Raw genomic sequence first — 23712 nt, forward strand, 5'->3', positions numbered from 1 at the left:
CTGAAGGTCGTAGGTTCAAATCCTACTCCCGCAACCACCGAAACCGACATTCCACAAAGCCCCGACGCACAAGCGCCGGGGCTTTGTGCATTCTCGGCCAATCGACGCTGTGCGATCCACTCCAGGATCCTGCCAAACTCGCCGTAGAGGATGGCGTTGACCTCACCGCGCTTCGCGCCAGGCGTGAGCTCGATCCGCTCGATCAGCGCCCGCAACGCATCGGCGGCTTCCTGGCGCTCTTCCGGCTGCGATAGTGCGTGCGTCAGTCGTTCCACCTTGCGCCGATAAATCTCGGAGATGTTGGGATGGATGTCCGGCACATCAGCAGGGGCCGCAGCCAAACGAGCGCGGATCGCATCCTCCTGGGCTTCCAGCTCCAAAAGCTCATCGACAAGCGCGCGTGTGCCCTTGCCTGCCTTTGCGAGTGTCACGAGACCCTTGATCGCCTTGACGACTTTCTGCAGGTCGGTTCGATCGGCACTTTCTGACGCGCGGCGCTGGTGGTTGATGCGGTTGCTCTCCTCGACATAGGTCCGAATGGCCTCTGCTGCGACCTCCGGTGTCATCATGCGATCGCGCAGACCATCAAGGACGCGCGCTTCCAGCTTTTCGCGCGTGATGCTATGCCCGTTCGCGCAGCTTTTCGTATCACCATGGTTCGAACAGGCAAACCGCCCCCGCCCGCGAAGGGAATAAGAACCTCCGCAGCAGCCGCAGTAGACCAGGCCGGAGAGAAGACTTTTTGGGCGATGCGTTCGATTAAGGGCTGTCTGAGCAGAGCGAGTTGCCGCAATGCCGTCGGCATATTGGATCGCGATATTCTCCTGCCTTGCCTTCACAGCCTGCCAGAGGTCTTCATCCACGATCCGCAGGTCAGGAACCTCGGTCACTATCCATTCGGATTTGGGATTGATGCGGGAAACCCGCTTGCCGGTTTGCGGGTTTTTCAAATAGCGCAGCCGGTTCCACACAAGTTTGCCGATATACAGCTCATTGTTGAGCAGGCCGGTGCCACGTTTGACGTGGCCGCGGATCGTGGTTGATGTCCACAGCTTGCCCGTTGGGGCTGAAATCCCGGAATCATTCAGACGGCATGCGATTGCGTGGGGGCTGAGCCCGTTGGCGAACTGTCGGAAAACCTGGCGAATGACTTCAGCTTCGGCGGCATTGATGCTGCGTTCACCGTGGACCGGTTCGCCTTCGCTCGAGAAGCGCCGCACGACGTCATAGCCAAAGCAAAGCCCGCCACCCGATTTGCCCTTCTCGACGCGGCCGCGCAGACCGCGATGGGTCTTCTTCGCAAGATCCTTGAGGAACAGCGCGTTCATCGTGCCCTTGAGGCCGACATGCAGTTCGGAAACCTCACCCTCTGCCAGGGTGACGATCTTCACACCGGCGAACTGGAGATTCTTGTAGAGCGTGGCGACGTCGGCCTGGTCGCGCGATACACGATCCAACGCCTCGGCTAGCAGAATGTCGAAGCGCCCCATCTGCGCATCGTGCAAAAGTGACTGGATGCCGGGCCGGAGTATGACGCTCGCGCCGGAGATCGCTGCATCCTTATAATTGGCGACAATCCGCCAGCCTTCGCGCGCCGCCTGTTCACGGCATATCAAAAACTGGTCGTCGATGGATGCAGGGCTCTGCTTATCGTCGGAATAGCGGGCATACAGCGCTACGCGGGGCATTCGGAGTCTCCAAAGATGAGCTTTGGGGTCAGTCTACAGATTTGATCATGCTTGCCAATCTGAGGAAGATATCAAAATTGCAGCGCGCTTTTCATGCCGTTCGCGCGATCCCACCTGCTGGTTCGGGGTCTTTAGGATCGTGATCGATCATTCCTCGCGGCGTGCTGCCGTCGGTTCTATTCGGTTAATCGTTGGAATATATTCATTTCGCGTGTGCCGTTCGTCTTCTGCTATCCGGCGGGAGTCGACCAAAGCACGAACCCGCTGCGCGGGAGGGTCGCTTGGGGTGACGTAGCGTAGTATTGTTCAGGCTTTGCGAGCGGCGATGTCGCCTTGCGACCGTGGAGTTCCTTCAACGGAAAGGAACTCACCATGGATGCCATCACTTCCCCGACCCCGAACAATTCTCTGCGCGAGCGTATGTTGCAGGACATGACGATGCGTGGCTTTGGGGAGCACACGCAGAAGGACTATATCCGGCACGTCCGATCATTTGCCGCGTTTCTCGGTCGGCCTCCCGATACGGCTACGATCGAAGACCTCCGGCGCTTTCAGATTGATCAGCATGAACGCGCTGTTGGTCCGGCAACAATCAATGGAGCCGTATCGGCACTGCGCTTCCTGTTCAGTATAACTCTCAAGCGACCGGAGATGGCGCTGGGGCTTGTCGTCGTTCGCTTCACACCCAAATTGCGGGTAGTTTTGAGCGTTGAGGAGACAGCGCGGCTGCTCGAGGCTGCGCCAGGCATCAAATACAAAGCAGCCCTCAGCGTTGCCTATGGCGCGGGCCTGCGTGTCTCGGAGGTTGCCCACCTCAAGATCGATGACATCGATAGCACCCGGATGCTTATCCGCGTCGAGCAGGGCAAGGGACGCAAGGATCGCAACGCCATGCTCTCACCGCACCTGCTGGACTTGCTTCGTCAATGGTGGCGCGAAGGCAAGCGGCGCGGAGTGATGTTGCCGCATGGCTGGCTGTTCCCCGGGCGCAACGGCACGGATCCGGTCTCAGCGCGCCAGTTGCATCGCGTCGTGCAGGAAGCAGCTGTCATCGGTCGTGCAATTCTCCGCAAAAGTGGGCTTTGAAAATTCCCTAGTTGGTGGCCCCTTCATCTCATTCTGCCGGGGCTAGCCCCGGCAGAATGAGATGAGCCGACATTGTCCTCATCTCCTTTGCAGACGCGGAGACGGGGCCGATGATCCGACTTGGAGAATTGATGATGATCCTCGAACTACATCGGCAGGGCGTATCGATATCCGCCATTGCCCGACGCACTGGTCGCGATCCCAAGACCATCCGAAAATATATCGAACGGGGCATCGAGGCCCCGGTTTACGGCCCTCGCATGCTGGGTCGACCGAACAAACTGGCACCCTATCTGGAATTTTTGCGTGAGCGAGTGACGGCCTTTCCCGATCTGACGGCGGCGCGCCTGACGCGGGAAATCCGTGAGCTGGGATATATGGGCGCCTATACCGCGGTAAAGCGGTTCCTGGCAGCGATCCGGCCGGGAAACGGGCCTAAGCCCTTTGAGGTTCGGTTCGAGACGCCGCCTGGCGTGCAGGCACAGGTCGACTTTGCCCGGTTCGTCGTCGAATTTACCGATGAGCCCGGCGTCAGCCGGATCGTCTGGCTGTTCAGCCTGGTGCTGGGACATTCGCGCTTCCTGTTTGCGCGCTACGTCATGCATCAGGATCTCCAAAGCCTGTTGCGCTGTCATATGCAGGCCTTTGAAGCGCTCGGCGGCGTCCCGATCGAGATCCTCTACGATCGCATGAAAACCGCTGTGACCGGGGAAGATGATCAGGGCCACATCATCTACAATCGATCATTGCTGGCTCTGGCCGGGCATTATCGCTTCGTGCCGCGCGCCTGCCGTCCCTATCGGGCCAAGACCAAGGGAAAGGTCGAGCGGCCATTCAGCTATATCCGCAAGGACTTTTTCCTGGGCCGGAGCTTCCGCAATCTGGACGATCTCAATGTCCAGCTGATCGACTGGCTCGATACCGTCGCCAACGTCCGTGTCCACGGCACGACGCAGCGGATTATTGCTGAAGCCTTCGCCGCCGAGCAGCCTGAGTTGCAGCTGCTCCCGGCGGGCCGCTTTGACGCTGTTCTGAAGCTGGAGCGCCGCGTCAGCCACGATGGGATGGTCTCGGTCGGCGGCAATTACTACAGCGTTCCCGATCGCACCCGGCGCGTCGTCGAAATCCAGCAGTTGCCCGACAAGATCCGGATCGTAGACCTGGGCCAGGTCATTGCCGAGCACCCGGTTCTTGAGGGGCGCCGGCAGTACAGGATCGATCCTGCGCACCGGACAGGCAGCAGCGGCGCCAAGCGCCGTATCCATGGCAAAGAGGTAATCGCCATCGGTCGTGTAGGCGAGCATGTCACCGTGCGCTCCCTGGCCATCTATCAAGCGATCGGCAGCCAACTGGCGCGGGGAGAACGGCCATGAACCATGGGGGTGCCGCATCCCGCGTCGATAATATCCGCCGCAGCCTGGTCCATCTCAAAATGCCACGCGCCCTGGAGATGCTCGACGCCACCCTGCGCGGCATAGAGCAGGGCAAAATCGATGGCATCGAGGCCATCGACATATTGCTGAACGAAGAACTGTCGCTCCGGGAGAACCGCAGGATCAAGGCAGCCCTGCGCATGGCAAGGCTGCCGATCATCAAGACGCTGGACGGATATGACTTCTCCTTCCAGCCATCGCTCGACCGGAACCGCATCCTGGCGCTCGCTGGCCTGGACTTCATCAACCGGGCCGAGGTGGTGCATCTGCTGGGCCCGCCCGGTACCGGGAAAAGCCATATCGCCACGGCCCTTGCCGTCGAGGCCGTGAAGGCGGGCAAGAGCGTCTACTTCATCCCGCTCGCCGATCTGATCGCTTCACTGACCAAGGCTGAACGCGAGGGCACGTTGCGCGAGAAGATCCGCTTCCTATGCCGATCTTCCCTGCTCGTCGTCGACGAGATCGGGTATCTTCCCGTCACGCCCGGCGGCGGCAATCTCTTCTTCCAGCTCGTCAACGCCCGATACGAAAAGGGTGCCATGATCCTGACATCCAACCGCGGCTTCGCCGAATGGGGTGATGTCTTTGGCGATCCGGTGGTGGCCACAGCGCTGCTCGACCGCCTTCTTCACCACGCTGTGGTCGTCCAGATCGAGGGCTCCAGCTATCGCATGCGACAGCACGCCGACCTCCTGCCCGAGCATGCGCGCATAGCACCGTCCATCAACTCACCGCCCTTGCCGAAACGGCGCGGCCGCCCGCCAGCAAAGGAAAAGCCCGATCTCCATCACGGCTGATCACCGATACAAACCCTCCCGCCAAACTAGGGAATTTTAGATGCCCACTTTTGCGGAATCTTCGGTGCCCGTTGACACCAGCGGAGCGCGCCGAGATCCACAAGCGGGTAAGCCCGCACACATTGCGGCATTCGTTCGCCACTCACCTACTCGAGCAGGGTGTCGATATCCGCGTCATCCAGGTCTTGCTGGGACACGTGAACATCAACACGACCGGCATCTATACTCAGGTTTCGAGCAAGACCATGCGGGCGGTGGCCAGTCCGCTCGACCAGATCGTTGCCGTGATGGAAGGCAGGGGCCCTCCCGGTTGAACCGGTGCGCACCTCACTTGAGGTCGCCGACATCTTCCGTAGCGCCGGGCCAGCGTATCGCGCAGCCCATGCCGGGCATCTCAGTCTCGGCCAGCTCAAGGTCATGACGGCGATCGAGCACTGCCGCACCGCCGCGCTGGGCGGCCACGTCGAGGCCTGCGACGACTGCGGGCATTGGCGGATCGCCTATAACTCCTGCCGCAACCGGCATTGCCCCAAATGTCAGGGCGCCGCCGCGCGCACATGGCTGGCCGCGCGCGAGGCTGATCTGTTGCCGGTCGGCTACTTCCACGTCGTGTTCACCGTGCCCGCCGAGATCGCTGACATCGCCTGGCAGAACAAGGCGGTGGTCTATGACCTGCTGTTCCGCGCGGCTGCGGACACGATGCTGACCATCGGCGCCGATCCCAAGCACCTCGGTGCGCGGATCGGCATTACTGCCGTGCTGCACACCTGTTGGAGTGGACGACCCCCAGCGGCATCGAATGTGCCAGAATGAGTTGTCAACGCTCAAACAAGGGAGCCGCCCGTGGAACAGCTTATCAGAATCGGAATGGATACGTCGAAGAGTGTTTTTCAGCTTCATGGAGTGAATGCGGCCGAGGAGGTCGTTCTTCGTCGCAAGCTGCGTCGGAAGGACATGGTGACGTTCTTCGAAAAACTGCCGCCGACCGTCGTGGCGATCGAGGCGTGCGGTGCCTCGCATCACTGGGCGCGCCTGCTCACCTCATTCGGTCACGAGGTGAAGCTGATAGCCGCACAGCTGGTTAAGCCGTACGTCAAGCGTGGGAAGAATGACGCAGCCGACGCCGAGGCCCTGTGCGAAGCAATGAGCCGACCGACTATGCGGTTTGTGCCAGTAAAGACGGCCGATCAGCAGGCCGTGTTGATGCTGATGGGTGTGCGTGACCGGTTGATCCGCAACCAGACGCAGCTCTCGAACGCTATCCGCGGCTTTGCTGCAGAGTTCGGGCTGACGGCCGCCCGGGGTATCGATCATCTCGGTCGATTGCTTGATCAGCTGCAAGCCGACAACAGCCTTCCTTCATTGGCCCGCGAATTGTTCGCGGCCCACGCGGAAGAATATAAGCAGCTTCAGGCAAAAATCGCGGAGGTCGATGCCAAGCTGGCAGCCTGGCAGAAAACTGAGCCTCACTGCAATCGCCTAGCGAAGATCCCCGGTATCGCAGCGATCGGCGCCGCATTGCTCGTGATGAAGACGCCGGCACCAGAGAGGTTTGCCTCAGGGCGCCAGTTCGCTGCCTGGATCGGCCTGACACCGAAAGATCACTCCACCGCCGGCAAAGTCAGGCATGGCGGCATCACCCGCGCAGGCGATGAAGGGTTGCGCAGCGTCCTGGTGGCGGGCGCCACAGCGGTCGTCAGGCACGTCGCCGCGGGCACCAGCAAAAATGCCTTCGCGCCTTGGGTGGAACAGTTGCTCAAGCGCAAGGCTCCCAAACTCGTCGCCGTTGCTCTCGCCAACAAGATGGCTCGCATAGCCTGGAAGCTGATGGTTACCGGCCAAAGCTACGCCGGCAAGACTGCACCGGTCGAGATAGCCGTCGCCGCATAGAGGTCAGCCAACGCGGGGAGCAAAGAGATGCAACCGCGCTGAGCCGATGCCCGAACTTGCAAGGAAAAAGCAGATGGTGTGATCGATCGATCCCGACGTAGGAAAATCCGGTAGCCCCAATGGCCTTCGAGGTCGCACACTTGGCTGGAACCGACGTCGCGGAAACCATCTTGGCCAGCGTTCACTCGAGCGCGCAAAAAGGCCGGACATATGGAAGCAAGCGATCTGATCAAATTAATGCCCAAGAAAGACCTTGTAAGAGGGGGTCGTCCACATATGGGGATCGGCACTGACCCACCACCCGCATGTGCACATGATCGTGCCCGGCGGTGGCATCGCGCTGGACGGGACGCGCTGGATATCGTCGCGCCCTGCCTTCCTGTTACCAGTGCGCGTGCTGGGCGCGTTGTTCCGCCGGCTGTTCCTCACACGCCTGCTGGCGTTGTTCGACGCTGGGAAGCTGGCCTTCTTCAACACCTTGGCGAGCCTGGCGACACGCAAGGCCTTCCTGGGGCATCTATCCCCGATCCGGAAGAAGCGCTGGGTGGTCTATGCCAAACCGCCCTTCGCGGGGCCGCAGGCGGTGTTGGCCTATCTCTCGCGCTACACGCACCGCGTTGCCATCTCGAACCGGCGGCTCATCGGCTTCGACGAGGCCGGAGTGACATTCCGGTACAAGGATTATCGCCGCGATAGCGCTGAACGCCAGCAGGTCATGACGCTGGCGACGGACGAGTTCATCCGCCGCTTCCTGATCCATGTCCTGCCGCGCGGCTTCCATCGCATCCGGCATTATGGCCTGCTCGCCAGTTCAACGCACAAGGACGCCATGACGCTCGCCCGTAGGCTGCTGGGTGTCGCTGCACCGGTCGAAGAATCCGAACCCGACGAGCCGCCAGATCATCGCCCGCCATGCCCGTGCTGCGGCGGGCACATGACCATCATCGAGGCCTTCGCCCGCTGGTGCCAGCCCCGCGCGCCGCCGCAATCAGCGGCATCCATCCGGGAGAACACGCCATGATCCGGCATGGCCCACCCTGCATGACGGTCACGCTCATGGCGTTCTGGCCGACGACCGAGCGCATGCCCATCCCGGAATTAAAGCGGGCGCAGGACACGCTGATCCGCAAAACCACCGCTGCTAGCGGCCTAACGCCGCCCGAAATCACGCTGTTCCGCCCGATAGTCGCACTTCCGGCCCGGCAACGTTTACCCGCCAGAACCATCCCAAAGCCTATTTACCCATAGACCAGCGCGTGGGCCCCGCGGGTTCCTGCACTGGAGGCTTTCGTACGCAAGCGCCCGAAACCCTTCACACAATGCGTCGTCCGCACGTCAGGCTCTGAATGGCGGCTCCTGCCAAGACCTACCATTCGCTGAGCGCAAAGCCGTCCGGAGGCAACGCGCCCACTAGCTGCCATTAAGCTGGCGCTTCCCTGTCCCTGAAAGCCGCCGCTAGTATGCCATGTACATTACACCCCTAGATGACGCCTGCTCGGTTCACTTCGCGAGCTCGCAGGCCGAGCTGTGGCGGTCGGTCGGTTTCGTGATGTTCCAAAGGCGTGTGTTCTTACCATACCTGCAAGCATCAGTCCCGCGCAGCCCTAACCCAGCGATTTTCATGTTGCGATTAGAGGGATGCATCATTTTTTTGCGCGGTTTCGAATAAATCGTAGCGCTAACTACTTGCGGCAATGCCGGTGATCTTCAAGAGTGTCCGAGACATTGATCCTAGGGGGCCCCTTGCCAACACGCACCGCGCGGTATGCCGCTACCGATGAGGCTTTGCTCGCACACGCGCTCGCGCCCACGATGCGATGGCTGATCGCCACGGCGCTCGACAAGACAAAGATGACCTACGGCGACGTGAAGCGACGCCTCGAGACCGAAGAGGGCTTCTCTACCATCTTCGCGACCAGGATCGGACTGGTCGCCGGCGAACTGATGAATATGATCCACTCGGTCAATCCTAAGGCTCCGCTCATCAACGTCTTAGTGGTGAACCAGCAGGACGAACTTCCGAGCAAGGGCGCCGGCTCCTTTATGGCCACGCGGTTCAAGAATCCCCGGCTCAACATCAGGAACTATAAGCAACTCTACCCAGCGAAGTGGCGCACCTACTTCGATCGGGCGGCCGCCGAGGTCTACGCCTACTCCCCCGAGGCTTGGGCCGAACTATACGAGGCGGTCTTCGAGGAGCAGCTGCCGAAAGAGGCGATCGAGGCGGAGCGTGAGAAGCGGCAGGCGGGCAACGAGGACGATTTCGGCACCGGTGGTGGAAAGTATGGCACCGGCGGTGAAGGCGTATACCACCGCGCCCTTCGGCTGTGGGTGACCAACAATCCCGACAAGATCGGACGGGGCTACCCGCGAGCGCGGACCGAAACCGAATATAACCTTGATTCCGGCGATCGGGTAGATTCGGTGTTTCATCTCTCCGACCGCACGATTGCGCTCGAAGTGAAGTCTCGCATCTCCAACTTCGTCGATCTCAAACGGGGTGTGTTCCAGTGCATCAAGTATCGGGCGGTCATGACGGCGATGGACGTGCGGACCGAGGTGCCGGTCGAGGCCGTCCTAGTGACCGAGACAAAGCTCCCTGGAGAGATACTGGCGCTGCTGCGTCAGCATGGCATCCGCCACTTCCAGGCGCCCCTCGAGCGCCTCGCATGAAACTCTCGGTTGGACGGCTTCAAGGTGAAAGGGTTCGGCTGTGGGGCTGACGATGAACTCGACCACCGACTTCGCTTCCAGAAGGCGCTCCGCGACGGCAAGGATCGCGCGCCCCATCTCCAGATGCAGCTTCAACCTGACCGACACCGCTGCGTTCGAGAAGACGATCGAGGCTTGCGTAGAGTGGATGGTGCCCAAGGCCGGAGGGAACCTGCCGGTCGAAGCGCTTCGCGGACAGCCGTTCGATCTCGTCGGTCAGTATCAGGCCAATCCGTATCGTGCAGTCAGGCTGGACGTGCCCGATGGCTCCGTTTGGGCGGCGTGGCTGAGCGAGTTCTCGGATGGGTCGGCGGACGGCACTCCGCCACGCAACTGGATCACCGAGTTGTTCGTCGAGCGGCGCGCTGGTGAGATGGTCCGGTTCGGGACACAGCTCTCGTTCCTTGGTCGCTCGGACGACCGGGACTTCATCCTAACGAGACCGAGGCTGGTGCAGAACATCCTCGAATTGCTGTCGGCCGAGGCGGATGGCCAGCCCATTCAGGAGGTACCTGCTCAGATCGGCGAGGCCGATGTCGATGAGTTCGAGGCGCTGGTGTATTCGCAGGGCCGCCGACTTCCCATCATCGCGCTCTCGCAGAACACTGACGGCAACTATCTTGTGAACCCGCTGCAGGTCGCCCGTCGGCTGGTCGTCCGCACGAGGCGCAGGGCTTGCTCGGCAGGTTCATCTTCTTGTGCACCATGGAGTGAGCAACGCGCGGATCGCCGAAAGGCCGCGATGACTTGGCCGCGCAGAACGCGCGAGGCGTGTTGCGTGGCGTCGCCGGCAACGTCAATCTGGGGCGGGAGGGCAGCTGTGACGTCTTGTGATGTGGCGCGGAGGCGCGTCGGATGAGCGACCAGTTTTCGCCAGTCGAGCTCGTGCGGTCGGGACCCTGGACGCGCGCCCTCATCGGGACATACGTTCTCAGCCTCAGCTTCTTCGAGGGTATCGTCCTGCCCGCGCTTCGGCAGTCGGGCGTGCGGTCGATCGACATCCTCGCGGATGTCGAGGGTGTCGCGGGCGCATTGGGTGAAGCTGGCGCCAGGGAGGTTGGTCGGACCTATGCGTTGCACCCTATCCGGATCCCGAACCACGTCTTCCACCCGAAATTTATGATCCTGGACGGCCCCGATGGGCCGTCCGCCGTCGTTGGGTCGGGCAATCTCACGTTCGGAGGCTGGGGATACAACCTCGAGCTGTGCGAGATCCTGCGGCCCGAGCACTCCGGCACCGCGCTGAACGGGCTTGCGGACTTCCTTGAGGAGTTGGCGCTCGCCGATAGGCTGCTGGGTGCCGACGCTGCGCTGCTCGAGCCCTGGGTGGCACGACTTCGCGGCGTGCCTCCCTCGGGCGGCGCGCGCATTGTCCACAACGTGACGCGATCGATCTCCTCACAGCTCGTTGAACAGGCGGCGGAGCTCGGAGACGCCAGCCGCCTGACCGTGGCTGCGCCCTATTTCGGATCCAGCCGGGCCGTCGACGAGCTCGCGCGTCTGCTCGGCTCTCCTGCGGTCGACGTCCATGTCCACGATGGCGAGCGGCTTGCCGTGAATGGTCATCATTTCCCCTTTTCCGCCTCTGGCTCCGCTCCTTCGCCAGTGGAACTGGATCTCCTAGCCCCCGGAGCCGCGGGACCGCTTCATGCGAAGCTGGTCGAGATCGAGTGCGAGCTGGGATCGCTGCTCATGAGCGGAAGCGTGAACGGAAGCCTGGCGGCGTTGGGCGACCCGCAGAACGTGGAGCTTGGTGTCGTCCGCGTCGTCGACGGCACGCTTCCCCGGACCGCCGCGAGCATCCCTCTCAAGCAGCGGTGGGAGGGTGTCGATGAAAGCGGGGCGGCTTCGTTCGGCATCCTGCAGGCGACGCTGCTCGGCACGTGGCTCAAGGGTTCGGTCCTGAGCGAGTGCGAACCCGGCCCTTGGGCCGCCGAGTTCGATCACGATGGTGTGGTTCACAATCTCGGTGAGATCGAGGTCTCCGCCGACGGGCGTTTCGAGGGCGGCGTGCTCGTCCCCAACGCGAGCTATGGCCGTCGTCGGTCTACCCTGGTCCTACGTCGGGGCGACGCGCAGGTCCGTGGCTTCGTCGCATTCCCCGACGCCATCGAGCTGAACAACCGCTGGGGCGCTGTGATCGGGCCGATGATCCGCGTCGCCGGTGGATCCGACGACGACGACGACCTCGCCGGGATCCTGGAGTATTTTGCGAGCAACCCCGGCGTCACGGCCACCGCTTGGCGGAGCGCTGGAAATAAGTCGGAGAAGCCTGAGCCGACGTCCCGCATGATCTCGCTGTCGGAGCTCGAGATCCACGAGGCAGCCGACGACGACCATGAGTTCGGCGGTCCGTCCACCCGGGGGGCCTTCGACCGCATCCTCGCCGCGCTCCGCGTCCGCTGGACCACGATTCCCATGCGCACGAAGGCCAAGACCATGGATCACGTCGAGGCAGAGGATGGCGATGAAGAGGAGGAGGACGACGTTCGCGTCATCGGTGCGTTCGACGCCCTGCTCGACGTTCTGGCAGAGCGTGTGCCCTCCGATCCCGCGGTCGAACTTCAGCGTGCTGCAGACATCGCGGGCTTCGTGCTGCTTCGCAAGCCTGAGGTCAGGCGCGTCATCGACTTCGTTGCATGGTGGAGCAACCTCGCCGTGCGTCATCTATCCGCGGCTGACCTTTCTCAAGACATTCGGGGGATGGCCGCGGCGCTCCTGCTGCTTGACGGTCTGGCCTCGTCCAGCCCCGAGATGGCGCGTGGTCGCCTCGCGCGCGTGCTGGGTTCCGTCGATGAGGGCCTCGGGCTCGCCGAGGCGCTGGGTCCCGGATCGCGCCTATCGAGACTCGCAGAGGTAATGGCTGGTCCGACCGGACTGTCATCCTTTGCTGCGCAGGTTCGCTCGGCAAGCAGCGCTGTCGAAGAGGTGATCATCGCCGCCAGGCATGTCGCGCTAGGCGAACTGCCCCCTGCCTTGCCTCTGCTCGATCCCACCGAGGAGATGCGGACAATCCGACGGCACCTTGCCGCTGGCCACACTTCCAAGATCTTGCGGGCGCCCCGTGGGACACAGGCTTGTCCTGATTGCCGCTATGCCCTGCCTGGAGCCCAGCAGCACCGGTTCAACTCGATCGGCCTCGCCCGGGCGGCGAACTGCTGCAACCGAGTCATGCTTGTGGAGGTCGAGTAACCATGGCGACAGCTGTCAACGAGGAAGTGCTGGAGATACTGTCCGGCTGGTCCGGTCCCCGCGTGGTCGCGAAGCCGCCTCTCAAGCCGGGCGGGGTGGATCCACTAGGCCTCCGGCAGGTCAACTTCGACCTGATGGACCGTTGCATTCCGGGCCTTAACAACGCCGCCACCCGGCTTCGCCCCTACACGCTCGTCGCCTGGGCATGGTGGAAGGCGGCGGAGCTGGCGCGGAAGGAGGGTGGAGAGCTCGTCGATCCTGACCGGCTGAAGGCCTATATCGACAGGGTCGAGGTGCTCTTCACGGTTGGCCATCTTCTTGAGCAGGATTTCGCGGGCCTGCTCGGTAGCGACACCCTCCGCGCGGAGGTAGTCGGTCGCGGGACTTACGACTTCTCATCGCCGGCCTGGCAGGCGTTCCGCAAGCGCCGGGCGGCCAACACGTCCCTCATGGCGCCGGTGTCCTACGGTCCATCGGCCAAGGAGGGGGCAGGGCTCGGCTACCTCTCGCCCAGGAGCGACGGCACCTTCGCGCCAACCGCGGAGGTGATGCCAGCGGTGATGTCCTTCGACGCTCAGCTCGAGGGGCTGCATGACGATCCCTGTCTGGCTTCGCTCGAGTGCGGGGAGGTGGACGTGGAGCGCATGCAGGAGCTCTACGAATACTGGGCGATGGACGATCTGAGTGATGAGGAGAGCGAGGTCGGTCGATCGCGCCTCGTTTGCGGACAGCGCGCCGGAACGATCGAGCTGATCGAGTCTATACTCGCTGAAGCCGAGGGTCCGCTCCGCATCGACCAGATTAGATGGGAGATGGCGCTGTCCGACACCGACGCGGTCCCGCCCGGCGTCGAGCCGACGCCGGCGTCGGTGTGGCGAGCGATCCAGGCGCAGCAGCTGCACCGGCTATCGCTCGAGGCACTGCTCGTCTGGCTGCTCGACACCACGACCACGAGGCCCCACCAGCTGGGCGAACTCGCGGAGATACTGGTCGAAGCGGCCGAGCTTGAGGACGGCACGACTTTCGGGGACTGGCTCAATGACGCGACGTTGAACGAGGATGGCGTGGGTGATCCGGTCGTCGCGATCGAAGAGATCGAGGACGTGCGGCAAAGGGAGCGCCCCGACCTTGCACTGAGCGGCCTTCGCATCGCCCTCGCGGTCTGCGGCGAGATCGCTGGCGACAAGCGGCTCTACGATGGTGCAGCTGACCGCCTTCCTCTCTCTCGCGCCCTCACGCGTGCCCGGCGGATTGCATCGCTACCGGTGAGGGACGGCTTTGAGGTGCTGCTGTCGGAGTGGATCATCGGTCAGCACCTCTACTGGGCGGTAGGCCGCAGTGGCGACGAGACTCAGCGCCTTCGGTTGATGCTGGACGAGGGCGGCTGGCTCGCCTTCTCAAGCTACGGCAACGCCAACCCCACGCCGGACAGGCTGGCGACGCTGCTGAGCCTCGCTTCGGACGCCCGAATTATCGCTGCCGACGAGCTGGATGGGGAGTTGGTCTACTTCCCAGCATGAACTGGGAAGGCGAAACGAATCTAGTGTAGAAGATCTGTTGTTTGATTTCGTCCCGACGAGACCGAATTCGTGGCAATCTCGCTAATCATTATCGGCTTTGGCGCTCGTTAGATCAGAAGCTGCCAGTCCGGAATCGGCCCGGCTCCTGCCTTCTGGCATACCACCTGGGCCACTGTTGAATGTCGGCTTCTGACACGATCTGTCGTTCGACATGCCGCGTGCGAACGGCAGAAATGTCGAAGGGTTTCGGGCGCCGGCAGGCGTACGAAAGTCTTACAAGTACGACCCGCGGTGAGGCTCGCACAGGTCTATGGGTAAAAGGGCTTTGGCGTGGATTGGGGTGACTGAAGCAAGCTTACCGGCCAGCGCGTGATGAGCGGCCCAGCATAGAAGTCATATGGCCATTGTGCTCGAAGCGCCCCTGATCCTGCTGGCAATGAACCCAGTTTTGAGTGTGCTGGCGGCGTCGACACACCTATCCCCATGGGCCGAGGGATAGTGTCCGCGGCCATCATGCAGGGTAAGCCATGCCGGATCATGGCGTGTTCTTCCGGGTCGGCGGCGCCGATTGCGGGGGAGCGCGGGGCTGGCACCATCGGGCGAAGGCCTCAATGATAGTCATATGCCCGCCGCAGCAAGGGCATGGCGGGCGATGATCGGGCGGGTCGTCGAGTTCGGTGTCGGTCTCCTCAATCGGCGCGGCGACGCCAAGCAGGCTACGGGCCAGCGCCATGGCGTCCTTGTGCGTTGAACTGGCAAGCAGGCCATAATGCCGGATGCGGTGAAAGCCGCGCGGCAAGACATGGATCAGGAAGCGGCGGATGAACTCGTCGGTGGTCAGCGTCATGACCTGCTGGCGTTCGCCACCGTCGCGGCGATAATCCTTGTACCGGTACGTCACCCCAGTCTCGTCGAAGGCAATGAGGCGCCGGTTCGAGATGGCAACGCGGTGCGTGTAGCGCGAGAGATAGGCCAGCACCGCCTGCGGGCCGGCAAAGGGTGGCTTGGCATAGACGACCCAGCGCTTCTTCCGGATGGGCGACAGATGCCGTAGGAGGGCCTTGCGCTGTGCAAGGCCAGCCAAGGTGCTGAAAAAGGACAGCTTGCCGGCGTCGAACAGCGCCAGCAGGCGGGCGAGGAACAGCCGGCGGAACAATGCACCCAGCACACGCACCGGCAGCAGGAACGCGGGGCGCGACGAGATCCAGCGCGTACCGTCGAGCGCGATGCCGCCGCCAGGTACGATCATGTGCACGTGCGGGTGGTGGGTCAGTGCCGAGCCCCATATGTGGACGACCCCCTCTTACAAGGTCTTTCTTGGGCATTAATTTGATCAGATCGCTTGCTTCCATATGTCCGGCCTTTTTGCGCGCTCGAGTGAACGCTGGCCAAGATGGTTTCCGCGACGTCGGTTCCAGCCAAGTGTGCGACCTCGAAGGCCATTGGGGCTACCGGATTTTCCTACGTCGGGATCGATCGATCACACCATCTGCTTTTTCCTTGCAAGTTCGGGCATCGGCTCAGCGCGGTTGCATCTCTTTGCTCCCCGCGTTGGCTGACCTCTATGCGGCGACGGCTATCTCGACCGGTGCAGTCTTGCCGGCGTAGCTTTGGCCGGTAACCATCAGCTTCCAGGCTATGCGAGCCATCTTGTTGGCGAGAGCAACGGCGACGAGTTTGGGAGCCTTGCGCTTGAGCAACTGTTCCACCCAAGGCGCGAAGGCATTTTTGCTGGTGCCCGCGGCGACGTGCCTGACGACCGCTGTGGCGCCCGCCACCAGGACGCTGCGCAACCCTTCATCGCCTGCGCGGGTGATGCCGCCATGCCTGACTTTGCCGGCGGTGGAGTGATCTTTCGGTGTCAGGCCGATCCAGGCAGCGAACTGGCGCCCTGAGGCAAACCTCTCTGGTGCCGGCGTCTTCATCACGAGCAATGCGGCGCCGATCGCTGCGATACCGGGGATCTTCGCTAGGCGATTGCAGTGAGGCTCAGTTTTCTGCCAGGCTGCCAGCTTGGCATCGACCTCCGCGATTTTTGCCTGAAGCTGCTTATATTCTTCCGCGTGGGCCGCGAACAATTCGCGGGCCAATGAAGGAAGGCTGTTGTCGGCTTGCAGCTGATCAAGCAATCGACCGAGATGATCGATACCCCGGGCGGCCGTCAGCCCGAACTCTGCAGCAAAGCCGCGGATAGCGTTCGAGAGCTGCGTCTGGTTGCGGATCAACCGGTCACGCACACCCATCAGCATCAACACGGCCTGCTGATCGGCCGTCTTTACTGGCACAAACCGCATAGTCGGTCGGCTCATTGCTTCGCACAGGGCCTCGGCGTCGGCTGCGTCATTCTTCCCACGCTTGACGTACGGCTTAACCAGCTGTGCGGCTATCAGCTTCACCTCGTGACCGAATGAGGTGAGCAGGCGCGCCCAGTGATGCGAGGCACCGCACGCCTCGATCGCCACGACGGTCGGCGGCAGTTTTTCGAAGAACGTCACCATGTCCTTCCGACGCAGCTTGCGACGAAGAACGACCTCCTCGGCCGCATTCACTCCATGAAGCTGAAAAACACTCTTCGACGTATCCATTCCGATTCTGATAAGCTGTTCCACGGGCGGCTCCCTTGTTTGAGCGTTGACAACTCATTCTGGCACATTCGATGCCGCTGGGGGTCGTCCACTCCAACATGTGTGGAGCACGGCGGTGATGCCGATGCGCGCGCCGAGGTGCTTGGGATCGGCCGCGATGGTCAGCATCGTGTCCGCGGCGGTGCGGAACAGCAGGTCATAGACCACCGCGTTGTTCTGCCAGGCGATGTCGGCGATCTGGGCAGGCACCGTGAACACAACGTGGAAGTAGCCGACCGGCAACAGATCGGCCTCACGCGCGGCCAGCCAGATGCGCGCGGCGGCGCCCTGACATTTGGGGCAATGCCGGTTGCGGCAGGAGTTGTAGGCGATCCGCCAGTGCCCGCAGTCGTCGCAGGCTTCGACGTGACCGCCCAACGCGGCGGTGCGGCAGTTCTCGATCGCCGTCATGACCTTGAGCTGGCCGAGGCTCAGATGCCCGGCGTGGGCTGCGCGATACGCGGGCCCGGCGCTACGGAAGATATCGGCGACCTCGAGCGAGGCGCGCACCGGCTCAGCCTGGAGGAGCCACCTGCGCCTCGAGCAGTGTCGTCAACTTGTCCAGCGGACTGATGACCGCGCGCACGGTTCGAGTTGCGACCGTGGTGTAGAAAGCGGTTGTCTCGAGGTTCGCATGCCCGAGCAGTGCCTGGATGATCCGGATATCGACGCCGTCTTCAAGCAGATGTGTCGCGAAGCTGTGCCGCAGAGTGTGTGGGCCGACGCGTTTTTTGATACCCGCAGCTTCGGCAGCATCGACAACGATCCGATGGAGCTGCCTGGTGCTGAGCGGCTTGAGATAGTGCATACCCGGGAACAGCCAGCCATCGGCGTGCATGACACCTTGCTTGCGGCCAACCGTCCACCACTCGCGCAAAAGGGCAAGAAGGTCAGCGGGCAGGAGCGCATTGCGATAGCGTCCGCCTTTACCGCGCTCCACTCTCAGGAGCATGCGCTTGCTGTCGACATCGCGGACCTTCAGCATCGTCACTTCGGCGGCGCGCAAGCCAGCGCCATACGCAACGGACAGTGCGGCCTTGTGCTTCAGGCAGTTGGTCGCACCGAGTAGGAGCACAACTTCGTCGCGGCTGAGGACAACGGGCAAGGAGCGCGGATTCTTGACCGTATAGAGCTTGCGGGAGAGATCCGGGCGATCAATGGTGTGCGTGAAAAAGAACCGCAGCGCAGAAACGATGCTGTTCATGGTCGGGATCCCTATGCCCGCCTCGCGCTGTTCGACCTGAAATTGCCGGAGCTCTTCTACGGTCGCAGTATCGGGAGGGCGCCCAAGATATGTGGCGAACCTCGCGACGTGGCGCACATAGTCGAACTGGGTCTTCCGCGTGAACCGGCGCATGTTCATGTCTTCGATCATGCGCTGACGCAGCGAAGTGGCGGGGGCATCGGACAGAACGGTGGTCATGGTACGACTCCTTGGTTGAAAGGAGCCGCGATCGTCTGCCTACTTCGCCCAGACCTCAACTTACGCTCAGGCCGCCGATCACTGGCCAGACCTCAAAACAAGCGCCACTCCCGCGCCAGCGGGTTCGTACAAGTCCCAAGCGGCGCGAAGTTGGCCCCTCGCCGAAAGCGAGGAGCCGGTTAATCAAATTTCCGTATTCTCGGCGAGGGCAAGTGCGTCCTCCACGTCAATCCCGAGATAGCGCACCGTATTCTCAATCTTGCTATGCCCGAGAAGGATCTGGACGGCACGAAGATTGCCGGTTGCCCTGTAGATGATCGATGCCTTCGTTCGCCGAAGTGAGTGCGTGCCATAGTCGCTTCGCATCAGACCGACCCCTGTCACCCATTCATCGACGAGTCGGGCGTACTGACGAGTGCTAAGATGCCCGTTATGGTCAACCCGACTGGGAAAGACATAGTCGTCGACCGTGCCGCCCCGGCGATCGAGCCAGGCCAGCAGGCTAGCCCGAGCGTCGGGGAGCAGTTCGAACTGAACGGGTCGACCTGTTTTCTGCTGCATGACGATCGCACGCGTTCGGATCTGCCCGCCGCTGACGATGTCGCCGATCTTCATCTGTACTAGGTCGCAGCCCCGGAGTTTGCTGTCGATCGCCAAGTCAAATAGCGCCCGATCTCGTAAGCGGCGGCGCTGATTGAGGTAGAATCGAATCTCCCAAATTTGCTTCGGTTTCAGCGCGCGTTTCGCGCCAACAGTTCTTCCCGCATTCCAGACGGGACGTTTGGTGGTGGTGGGTTCAGTATCAGGCATCTCCATGATCATTCTCCGATGGCCGGATTGGCCGTCTCAAGAACGTTCGCCAGCGCAAAGGAAGGTCCTCAGGCGCCTGGCGACCAACTCGAGCCGCTCGAAGTCCTCCGCCAGAGTGGCCGCTCTTGCCGAAACCCGCCGCTTCAGGTTCCTTATGCGGGACGGCTGTAATGCGCCCTGATTCTAGAAGGGCTCACCGGCGTAAGCGCCGCTCCGCCTTCGCCAGTTCCTGATCTGTGAAAAGCGCGCGCCACGGTTCACGAAGCGCGATCGACTCGATCGCGAGATCGAGGCGGTTCAGAAGGGCGAGGCGATGAAAGCCTTCGGATGGAGGAGCTGCCATCAGCCGCCGCGCGGTATCGATCGCGCCGTGCTCGCCGAGCATCTGCAGCATACCGGTTGGCCGGTAGCCGATCCGCTCGCACTGCCGGTAGGTCTCCATGAGCTCTTCCGCGAACGCGGCCTCGGTCGGTATAACCCGGGGCGATCCACCGCTAGCCGAGAACAAGTCTCCCAAAGCCGCTGCGGACGCCTTGAGCCAGACTACCAATTCGCGGATCGCGAGGAGGCCCTGCTCGACCGCGCCGCGCTCTTCTGAAAATGGCCGCATTGGATCGACCGCCGGCGTCTGAACGCGCACTGCGAGCGACTTGCCCGCCTCGGTCGCGGAGTAGGGGGTGTCAGCGAGGATGCCGCTTGACCGCAACGACGCCAGATGATCGACGGCGCCCTTGAACTGCAGGTTCGCATATTTCCAACCGGGCGCGGAACCGAACTCATGGCGAAGGGCAATCGGAGGCAGACCATTAATCTCTAGCCCCTCAAACAGCCTCGTGATCGCCTTGGGTCCGTCCGTCGATGGCCTGACTCGCAGGTCCGGAAGTATCTTAGCGGCGAGATCTGCGTAGGATTGTGCGAAGTCGCGCTTCTCCGCAACCGTCGAACCGACCCAAGCAGTACCCGAGCGCTTGCCGCACAGCGCCTCAAGGAGTTGGACACGCGCCAGGAGGCGGCGACAGACTTCCTCTCCCACGTCGCCTTGGGACCTGGCCTGCAGGTGGCCGATCACGTCCTCGATGCTGATCTCTCCATCGAAGCATCCGTCGTACGTGAGTGCGGTCAACTTCGCGGCCGGCGCCACCAACAGCGCCGCCGCCGATGCAGCGCCGAGACGCGCTCGTAGCGCGGCGAGCTCGGCGGCGTAGGCCTGAGCCTGGCCGGGCTGGAAGTCGGCGGTGACCTTGCTCTCAATTAGGATGCAGGCGCACAGCTCTTCGTTTCCGTCGAACCAACCGATCCGGACGTCCGTCTGCCTCCGGTCGTTCTCACGAGGCGGAGACTTCTGAAGTAGGACAGTCAGCCCGTCAGGCGCCGTAAAGCCCGGTCCCGCTTTGGCTACTACCCAGTCGAGAAAGTCGGGGACGGCGAAGATCTCCTCGACGAGAAAGTTGTCCAGATCGCGTTCCCGAACGCGGTCGCGAAAGATGTCGTCCACCGCCATGTTCCCCCTAAGTAGGCTCCAACGAGCGCTGACCCATTTGCAACATACTCTGCACGAATAGCCTTCCAGAGGCGACGCTCAAAATTGGGACGGGCCGCAGAGTACGTCTGGTGCGGAACCTGTCGTTCAGCGACCCAGCAAAAGTCTCCCGCGCCGACATAGTCGCAACAAACAGCCCATCTGCCCCAAGGTGGGCCGTCCCACCAATCGGCGACGACCGACCAGAATGCTTCGTCCGCCGGTCGGGCTCGAATGGCAGCTTCAGCTAAAAAGAGCGGCCTTTCGGTTAATGCGAACCATCTGGCAGCAATGCGGCCCATTCAAGGCGCTTGAGCACGGCATTTACGCGCCAAGAAGCGGACATTCACATTTCGACCGGGTCTGGGGGCTTCCCTGCGATTTCACAGCATGCCCGCTAGGGTCGACTTTCGTCAGAACCGCCCCCTTACCGCGAACCAGCCGATTATTATTCATCTTATACACGAATAATTGACATAACTTTAGCTGGACTATATACATCTCATACCTGGATATGATGAAGGATAATGATATGTCGACCCTTGTCACGACGGCCAAACAAGCAGTGCGAAATATCGTTCGATTTTCGCACGAGCTGGAGGTGAGCCCCGATTTGCAAAGTCGGCTATCATATGCTCGGGCATGGTATGCGCATCGTGAAAACGATGCTTGGCATTTTGGACCGTCAAAATTCTGTGGCTATCAGGGTATGACTGCGGCGGAATATGTCGATGACGACCCACGGGACGGCCGTCGTACGGAACGACAGCTCGGCCAGTGGTTCACAGAGATATCGGAAAACGATCAGCTTTATGAAGAGCTGGCTATCGGCCTCACCGCTATGCTCGCCAAACATGGCAAGGCGCCCAGCGCAAAAATGCGCATTAATGTCTCAACAGAATTCTACGAAACCTATAGCGCTATCTGCGAACCGGATGACCGCGCCATCACCGATCTTCTGATCGCCGTCGCCAAGCGGCTGCCAAAAATCGAGCGCGAACGAGTGCGTTCCGCGCTCTGAACATCACATCTGATAGGAAAGGCGTGAAGTGCCGTATCTGACGGAAGCGAAGTACATATCGTTACACTCGGCGTCGTATCTCGGTGTTGTTGGCGTCAATGCCAACAACCTGCCCAAGAGCGTCACCGCCGCGAGCGTTGTGAAGAAGATTATCAGCACGCATGCTGTTGGATATTGGCATTTAACGTCCAAACGCATCCCCACTCCTCCAAAACCCAAAGGCGCAAAGCCCGCACCCCACCGCGTTCGAGATCGGGGAAAGTATGAAGTGATTGTCTTTTTCGCGGAGCAGGCCGACTTCAATGCGCTTTGTGCAATCCTGAAGGGCAAAACGCTCGTTCCGCCCCCCGGCGCACTCGGCTGCTTCGCTGCGACAATACCGTGAGAGCCGCTGAGAAGCCTGACTTTGCTGATGCCGTTCGTAAAGTCGAAAGGGCAAATTACCACATCGACGAATTCCATCGGGCCGCGGCAGCACATTTCGCGAAGCACCCAACCTCTGTATCGATGGTTCCTGCAAAGAAGCGGGCGGCCCATGGCTTCCTTGTCGGGGATCGGATGGGTTTCCCGGACAAGGCCCTCGCGCTCTACGTCGGGGACGCGGTCCATAACCTACGATGTGCTCTTGATTATCTCATCACCGCATGTGCCAAAGCCAATGGAGGCCGCGAGGACCGCACGGAATTTCCGATTGTGAAAGCGGGCGGCAAGAAGGCTGATCTTACTAAAGGCTTGTGGAAACTGAAGGACGCGGGTCCTCTTGCCACTGAGCTTGTGAAACGGGCACGTCCATACCCCCGAGGCAATCCGTATCTTGTAGCGGTCGGAGAACTGGATCGCTTTGACAAGCACCGCCTTATCCTTGCTGTTCAATCATCGGTCGACATCTCGGTTCGCACCGGAGGCTGGAATAATCGTAGGCATTCGGTGAAGGCCGCGGATCAGGCGGCTTCGCGTTGATCTTCGGCGGCGCGCCAATTCCATGGCAGCAGTTCATGGAGACGGTTCTGAGGGATCTCGGCGATGCGGCTGAGCACATCGGCAAGCCAAGCCTGCGGATCGATGTCGTTGAGCTTCGCCGTGCCAATGAGGCTCAGCATGAAGGCGGTGCGCTGGCCACCACGATCTGAACCAGCGAAGAGCCACGATTTTCTTCCAAGGGCTATGCCTCTGAGCGCGCGTTCCGCCGCGTTGTTCGAGAGGCAGATGCGGCCGTCATCGAGGAACGCGGTGAAGGCCGGCCATGCCTTGAGCATGTAATCCATGGCCTCGGCCACATCGCTGTTCTTTGACAGCTTTGACCGGTTGTCGCGCATCCATTCTTCCATATCGGCAACTAGCGGTGCGCTGAGTTCCTGCCGAAGGGCGAGGCGCTCCTGTGCCGGCTTGCCGTTGATGGCGCGTTCGATATCGAAAATCGCGTCGATACGGCGAACCGCCTCCACCGCCAGCGGCGAGATAACGGCCTTTTTGCGGCGCTTCTTGAGCTGCGCGGCGATATCGGCCAGCTCGAAGAAATAACGGCGCGCGTGGCTCCAGCAAAGGGCGCGGGTTAGCGGCGCCGGCAGGCGGTCGCCATGGAACAGGGCATTATAGCCGGCATAGGCATCAGCCTGAAGAATGCCTCTCCAACCGCGCAGATGGCCCACAGGATGCTCGCCCCGCCGGTCGCGGGAATAATGGAAGATCGCTGCGGGCGGTGCCGGTCCGCCAAAAGGTCGATCATCCCGAACATAGGTCCAGATCCGGCCCGTATCGGTCTTGGTCTTGGCCAGCACTGGCACCGTCGTATCGTCGCCATGCAATCGCTCGGCGGCAAGGACGTGGGCTTCGATCAGCAGATAGAGCGGCATCAGCGCGGCGGTGCAGATGCCGACCTGATCGGCCAGAGTGGAAAGGCTCAGGTCCACGCCTTCCCGGGCATAGCGATCACGCTGGCGGTTAAGCGGTTGATGCGCACCGAACTTCTCGAACAGCAGCATCGCCAGGAAGCTGGG

The 23712-nt window shown here is 61.7% G+C and carries 18 protein-coding genes and 5 pseudogenes; 15 read left to right on the forward strand and 8 right to left on the reverse strand.

Features of this window, described 5'->3' with window-relative positions; genetic code table 11:
• Window positions 1-1688 (reverse strand): recombinase family protein (locus FE851_RS20865; protein ID WP_145206642.1); only part of this gene is annotated, 1688 nt, incomplete at its 3' end.
• A gap of 372 nt (window positions 1689-2060) precedes the next feature.
• On the opposite strand from FE851_RS20865, the gene FE851_RS20870 reads away from it, so the two are divergent.
• The 12 genes and pseudogenes from FE851_RS20870 to FE851_RS20925 all read left to right on the forward strand — a co-directional run bounded on the left by FE851_RS20870 (window position 2061) and on the right by FE851_RS20925 (window position 14318).
• Window positions 2061-2774 (forward strand): tyrosine-type recombinase/integrase, encoded by a 714-nt coding sequence (locus tag FE851_RS20870; protein WP_261371140.1) that lies wholly within the window; start codon window positions 2061-2063, stop codon window positions 2772-2774.
• A 110-nt stretch (window positions 2775-2884) separates the two neighbouring features.
• Window positions 2885-4147 carry an IS21 family transposase gene (gene istA, locus FE851_RS20875; RefSeq protein WP_145203421.1) on the forward strand — a complete coding sequence of 421 codons (1263 nt, stop codon included), beginning with the start codon at window positions 2885-2887 and terminating at the stop codon, window positions 4145-4147.
• The gene (gene istB / locus FE851_RS20880; protein ID WP_145203419.1) at window positions 4144-5004 is read left to right on the forward strand and encodes an IS21-like element helper ATPase IstB; all 861 of its coding nucleotides are present in this window, start codon (window positions 4144-4146) and stop codon (window positions 5002-5004) included. The genes istA and istB overlap by 4 nt, the downstream gene beginning before the upstream one ends.
• Window positions 5005-5084: 80 nt before the next feature.
• Window positions 5085-5318 (forward strand): annotated as a pseudogene (locus FE851_RS20885) (tyrosine-type recombinase/integrase); the annotation flags it as partial.
• Window positions 5319-5322: 4 nt separating this feature from the next.
• Window positions 5323-5772 (forward strand): annotated as a pseudogene (locus FE851_RS20890) (transposase zinc-binding domain-containing protein); the annotation flags it as partial.
• Window positions 5773-5847: 75 nt separating this feature from the next.
• Entirely contained in the window at window positions 5848-6894 is a 1047-nt protein-coding gene (locus tag FE851_RS20895; RefSeq protein ID WP_066521554.1) for an IS110 family transposase, read from the forward strand.
• Window positions 6895-7159: 265 nt separating this feature from the next.
• Window positions 7160-7915 (forward strand): annotated as a pseudogene (locus tag FE851_RS20900) (transposase); the annotation flags it as partial.
• Entirely contained in the window at window positions 7912-8142 is a 231-nt protein-coding gene (locus tag FE851_RS20905) for a hypothetical protein (protein WP_145206644.1), read from the forward strand. The pseudogene FE851_RS20900 and the gene FE851_RS20905, both read left to right, overlap by 4 nt.
• Window positions 8143-8637: 495 nt before the next feature.
• Window positions 8638-9567 (forward strand): hypothetical protein, encoded by a 930-nt coding sequence (locus tag FE851_RS20910; protein ID WP_145206645.1) that lies wholly within the window; start codon window positions 8638-8640, stop codon window positions 9565-9567.
• 52 nt (window positions 9568-9619) lie between these two features.
• Window positions 9620-10465, forward strand: a complete 846-nt coding sequence (locus FE851_RS20915; RefSeq protein ID WP_145206646.1) for a hypothetical protein — start codon at window positions 9620-9622, stop codon at window positions 10463-10465.
• Entirely contained in the window at window positions 10462-12798 is a 2337-nt protein-coding gene (locus FE851_RS20920) for a hypothetical protein (RefSeq protein WP_145206647.1), read from the forward strand. The genes FE851_RS20915 and FE851_RS20920 overlap by 4 nt, the downstream gene beginning before the upstream one ends.
• Before the next feature lie 2 nt (window positions 12799-12800).
• Window positions 12801-14318 carry a hypothetical protein gene (locus FE851_RS20925; protein WP_145206648.1) on the forward strand — a complete coding sequence of 506 codons (1518 nt, stop codon included), beginning with the start codon at window positions 12801-12803 and terminating at the stop codon, window positions 14316-14318.
• 535 nt (window positions 14319-14853) lie between these two features.
• Here FE851_RS20925 and FE851_RS20930 read toward each other — a convergent pair.
• The 6 genes and pseudogenes from FE851_RS20930 to FE851_RS20955 all read right to left on the reverse strand — a co-directional run.
• A pseudogene (locus FE851_RS20930) lies at window positions 14854-15615 on the reverse strand (transposase); the annotation flags it as partial.
• 265 nt (window positions 15616-15880) lie between these two features.
• A complete protein-coding gene (locus FE851_RS20935; protein WP_066521554.1) occupies window positions 15881-16927 on the reverse strand; it encodes an IS110 family transposase in 1047 nt (348 codons plus the stop codon).
• A gap of 75 nt (window positions 16928-17002) precedes the next feature.
• A pseudogene (locus FE851_RS20940) lies at window positions 17003-17452 on the reverse strand (transposase zinc-binding domain-containing protein); the annotation flags it as partial.
• Between the two features lie 4 nt (window positions 17453-17456).
• A complete protein-coding gene (locus tag FE851_RS20945; RefSeq protein ID WP_145206649.1) occupies window positions 17457-18365 on the reverse strand; it encodes a tyrosine-type recombinase/integrase in 909 nt (302 codons plus the stop codon).
• A 183-nt stretch (window positions 18366-18548) separates the two neighbouring features.
• Window positions 18549-19181 (reverse strand): tyrosine-type recombinase/integrase, encoded by a 633-nt coding sequence (locus tag FE851_RS20950; protein ID WP_145206650.1) that lies wholly within the window; start codon window positions 19179-19181, stop codon window positions 18549-18551.
• Window positions 19182-19368: 187 nt separating this feature from the next.
• Window positions 19369-20676 (reverse strand): hypothetical protein, encoded by a 1308-nt coding sequence (locus FE851_RS20955; RefSeq protein WP_145206651.1) that lies wholly within the window; start codon window positions 20674-20676, stop codon window positions 19369-19371.
• A gap of 550 nt (window positions 20677-21226) precedes the next feature.
• On the opposite strand from FE851_RS20955, the gene FE851_RS20960 reads away from it, so the two are divergent.
• The 3 genes from FE851_RS20960 to FE851_RS20970 are packed head-to-tail and all read left to right on the forward strand — an operon-like array spanning window position 21227 to window position 22675.
• The gene (locus FE851_RS20960; RefSeq protein WP_145206652.1) at window positions 21227-21715 is read left to right on the forward strand and encodes a hypothetical protein; all 489 of its coding nucleotides are present in this window, start codon (window positions 21227-21229) and stop codon (window positions 21713-21715) included.
• A gap of 28 nt (window positions 21716-21743) precedes the next feature.
• Window positions 21744-22100 carry a hypothetical protein gene (locus FE851_RS20965; protein ID WP_145206653.1) on the forward strand — a complete coding sequence of 119 codons (357 nt, stop codon included), beginning with the start codon at window positions 21744-21746 and terminating at the stop codon, window positions 22098-22100.
• A complete protein-coding gene (locus FE851_RS20970; protein ID WP_145206654.1) occupies window positions 22097-22675 on the forward strand; it encodes a hypothetical protein in 579 nt (192 codons plus the stop codon). Before FE851_RS20965 ends, FE851_RS20970 begins: the two co-directional genes overlap by 4 nt.
• Here FE851_RS20970 and tnpC read toward each other — a convergent pair.
• Window positions 22657-23712: IS66 family transposase (tnpC, locus tag FE851_RS20975; protein ID WP_145206746.1), on the reverse strand; the 1056-nt coding region annotated here is incomplete at its 5' end. The two genes, FE851_RS20970 and tnpC, sit on opposite strands and share 19 nt — an antisense overlap.

This window comes from Sphingobium sp. B2 (assembly GCF_007693735.1).
GTDB lineage: Bacteria > Pseudomonadota > Alphaproteobacteria > Sphingomonadales > Sphingomonadaceae > Sphingobium > Sphingobium xenophagum.

Bases quoted from the DNA above. Each gene is read 5' to 3' on its own strand.
- FE851_RS20955 (WP_145206651.1), bottom strand. From the start codon at position 20,676: ATGGCGGTGGACGACATCTTTCGCGACCGCGTTCGGGAACGCGATCTG.
- FE851_RS20950 (WP_145206650.1), bottom strand. From the start codon at position 19,181: ATGGAGATGCCTGATACTGAACCCACCACCACCAAACGTCCCGTCTGG.
- FE851_RS20905 (WP_145206644.1), top strand. From the start codon at position 7,912: ATGATCCGGCATGGCCCACCCTGCATGACGGTCACGCTCATGGCGTTC.
- FE851_RS20915 (WP_145206646.1), top strand. From the start codon at position 9,620: ATGAACTCGACCACCGACTTCGCTTCCAGAAGGCGCTCCGCGACGGCA.
- FE851_RS20870 (WP_261371140.1), top strand. From the start codon at position 2,061: ATGGATGCCATCACTTCCCCGACCCCGAACAATTCTCTGCGCGAGCGT.
- FE851_RS20960 (WP_145206652.1), top strand. From the start codon at position 21,227: ATGTCGACCCTTGTCACGACGGCCAAACAAGCAGTGCGAAATATCGTT.
- istA (WP_145203421.1), top strand. From the start codon at position 2,885: ATGATCCGACTTGGAGAATTGATGATGATCCTCGAACTACATCGGCAG.
- FE851_RS20945 (WP_145206649.1), bottom strand. From the start codon at position 18,365: ATGACCACCGTTCTGTCCGATGCCCCCGCCACTTCGCTGCGTCAGCGC.
- FE851_RS20925 (WP_145206648.1), top strand. From the start codon at position 12,801: ATGGCGACAGCTGTCAACGAGGAAGTGCTGGAGATACTGTCCGGCTGG.
- istB (WP_145203419.1), top strand. From the start codon at position 4,144: ATGAACCATGGGGGTGCCGCATCCCGCGTCGATAATATCCGCCGCAGC.
- FE851_RS20920 (WP_145206647.1), top strand. From the start codon at position 10,462: ATGAGCGACCAGTTTTCGCCAGTCGAGCTCGTGCGGTCGGGACCCTGG.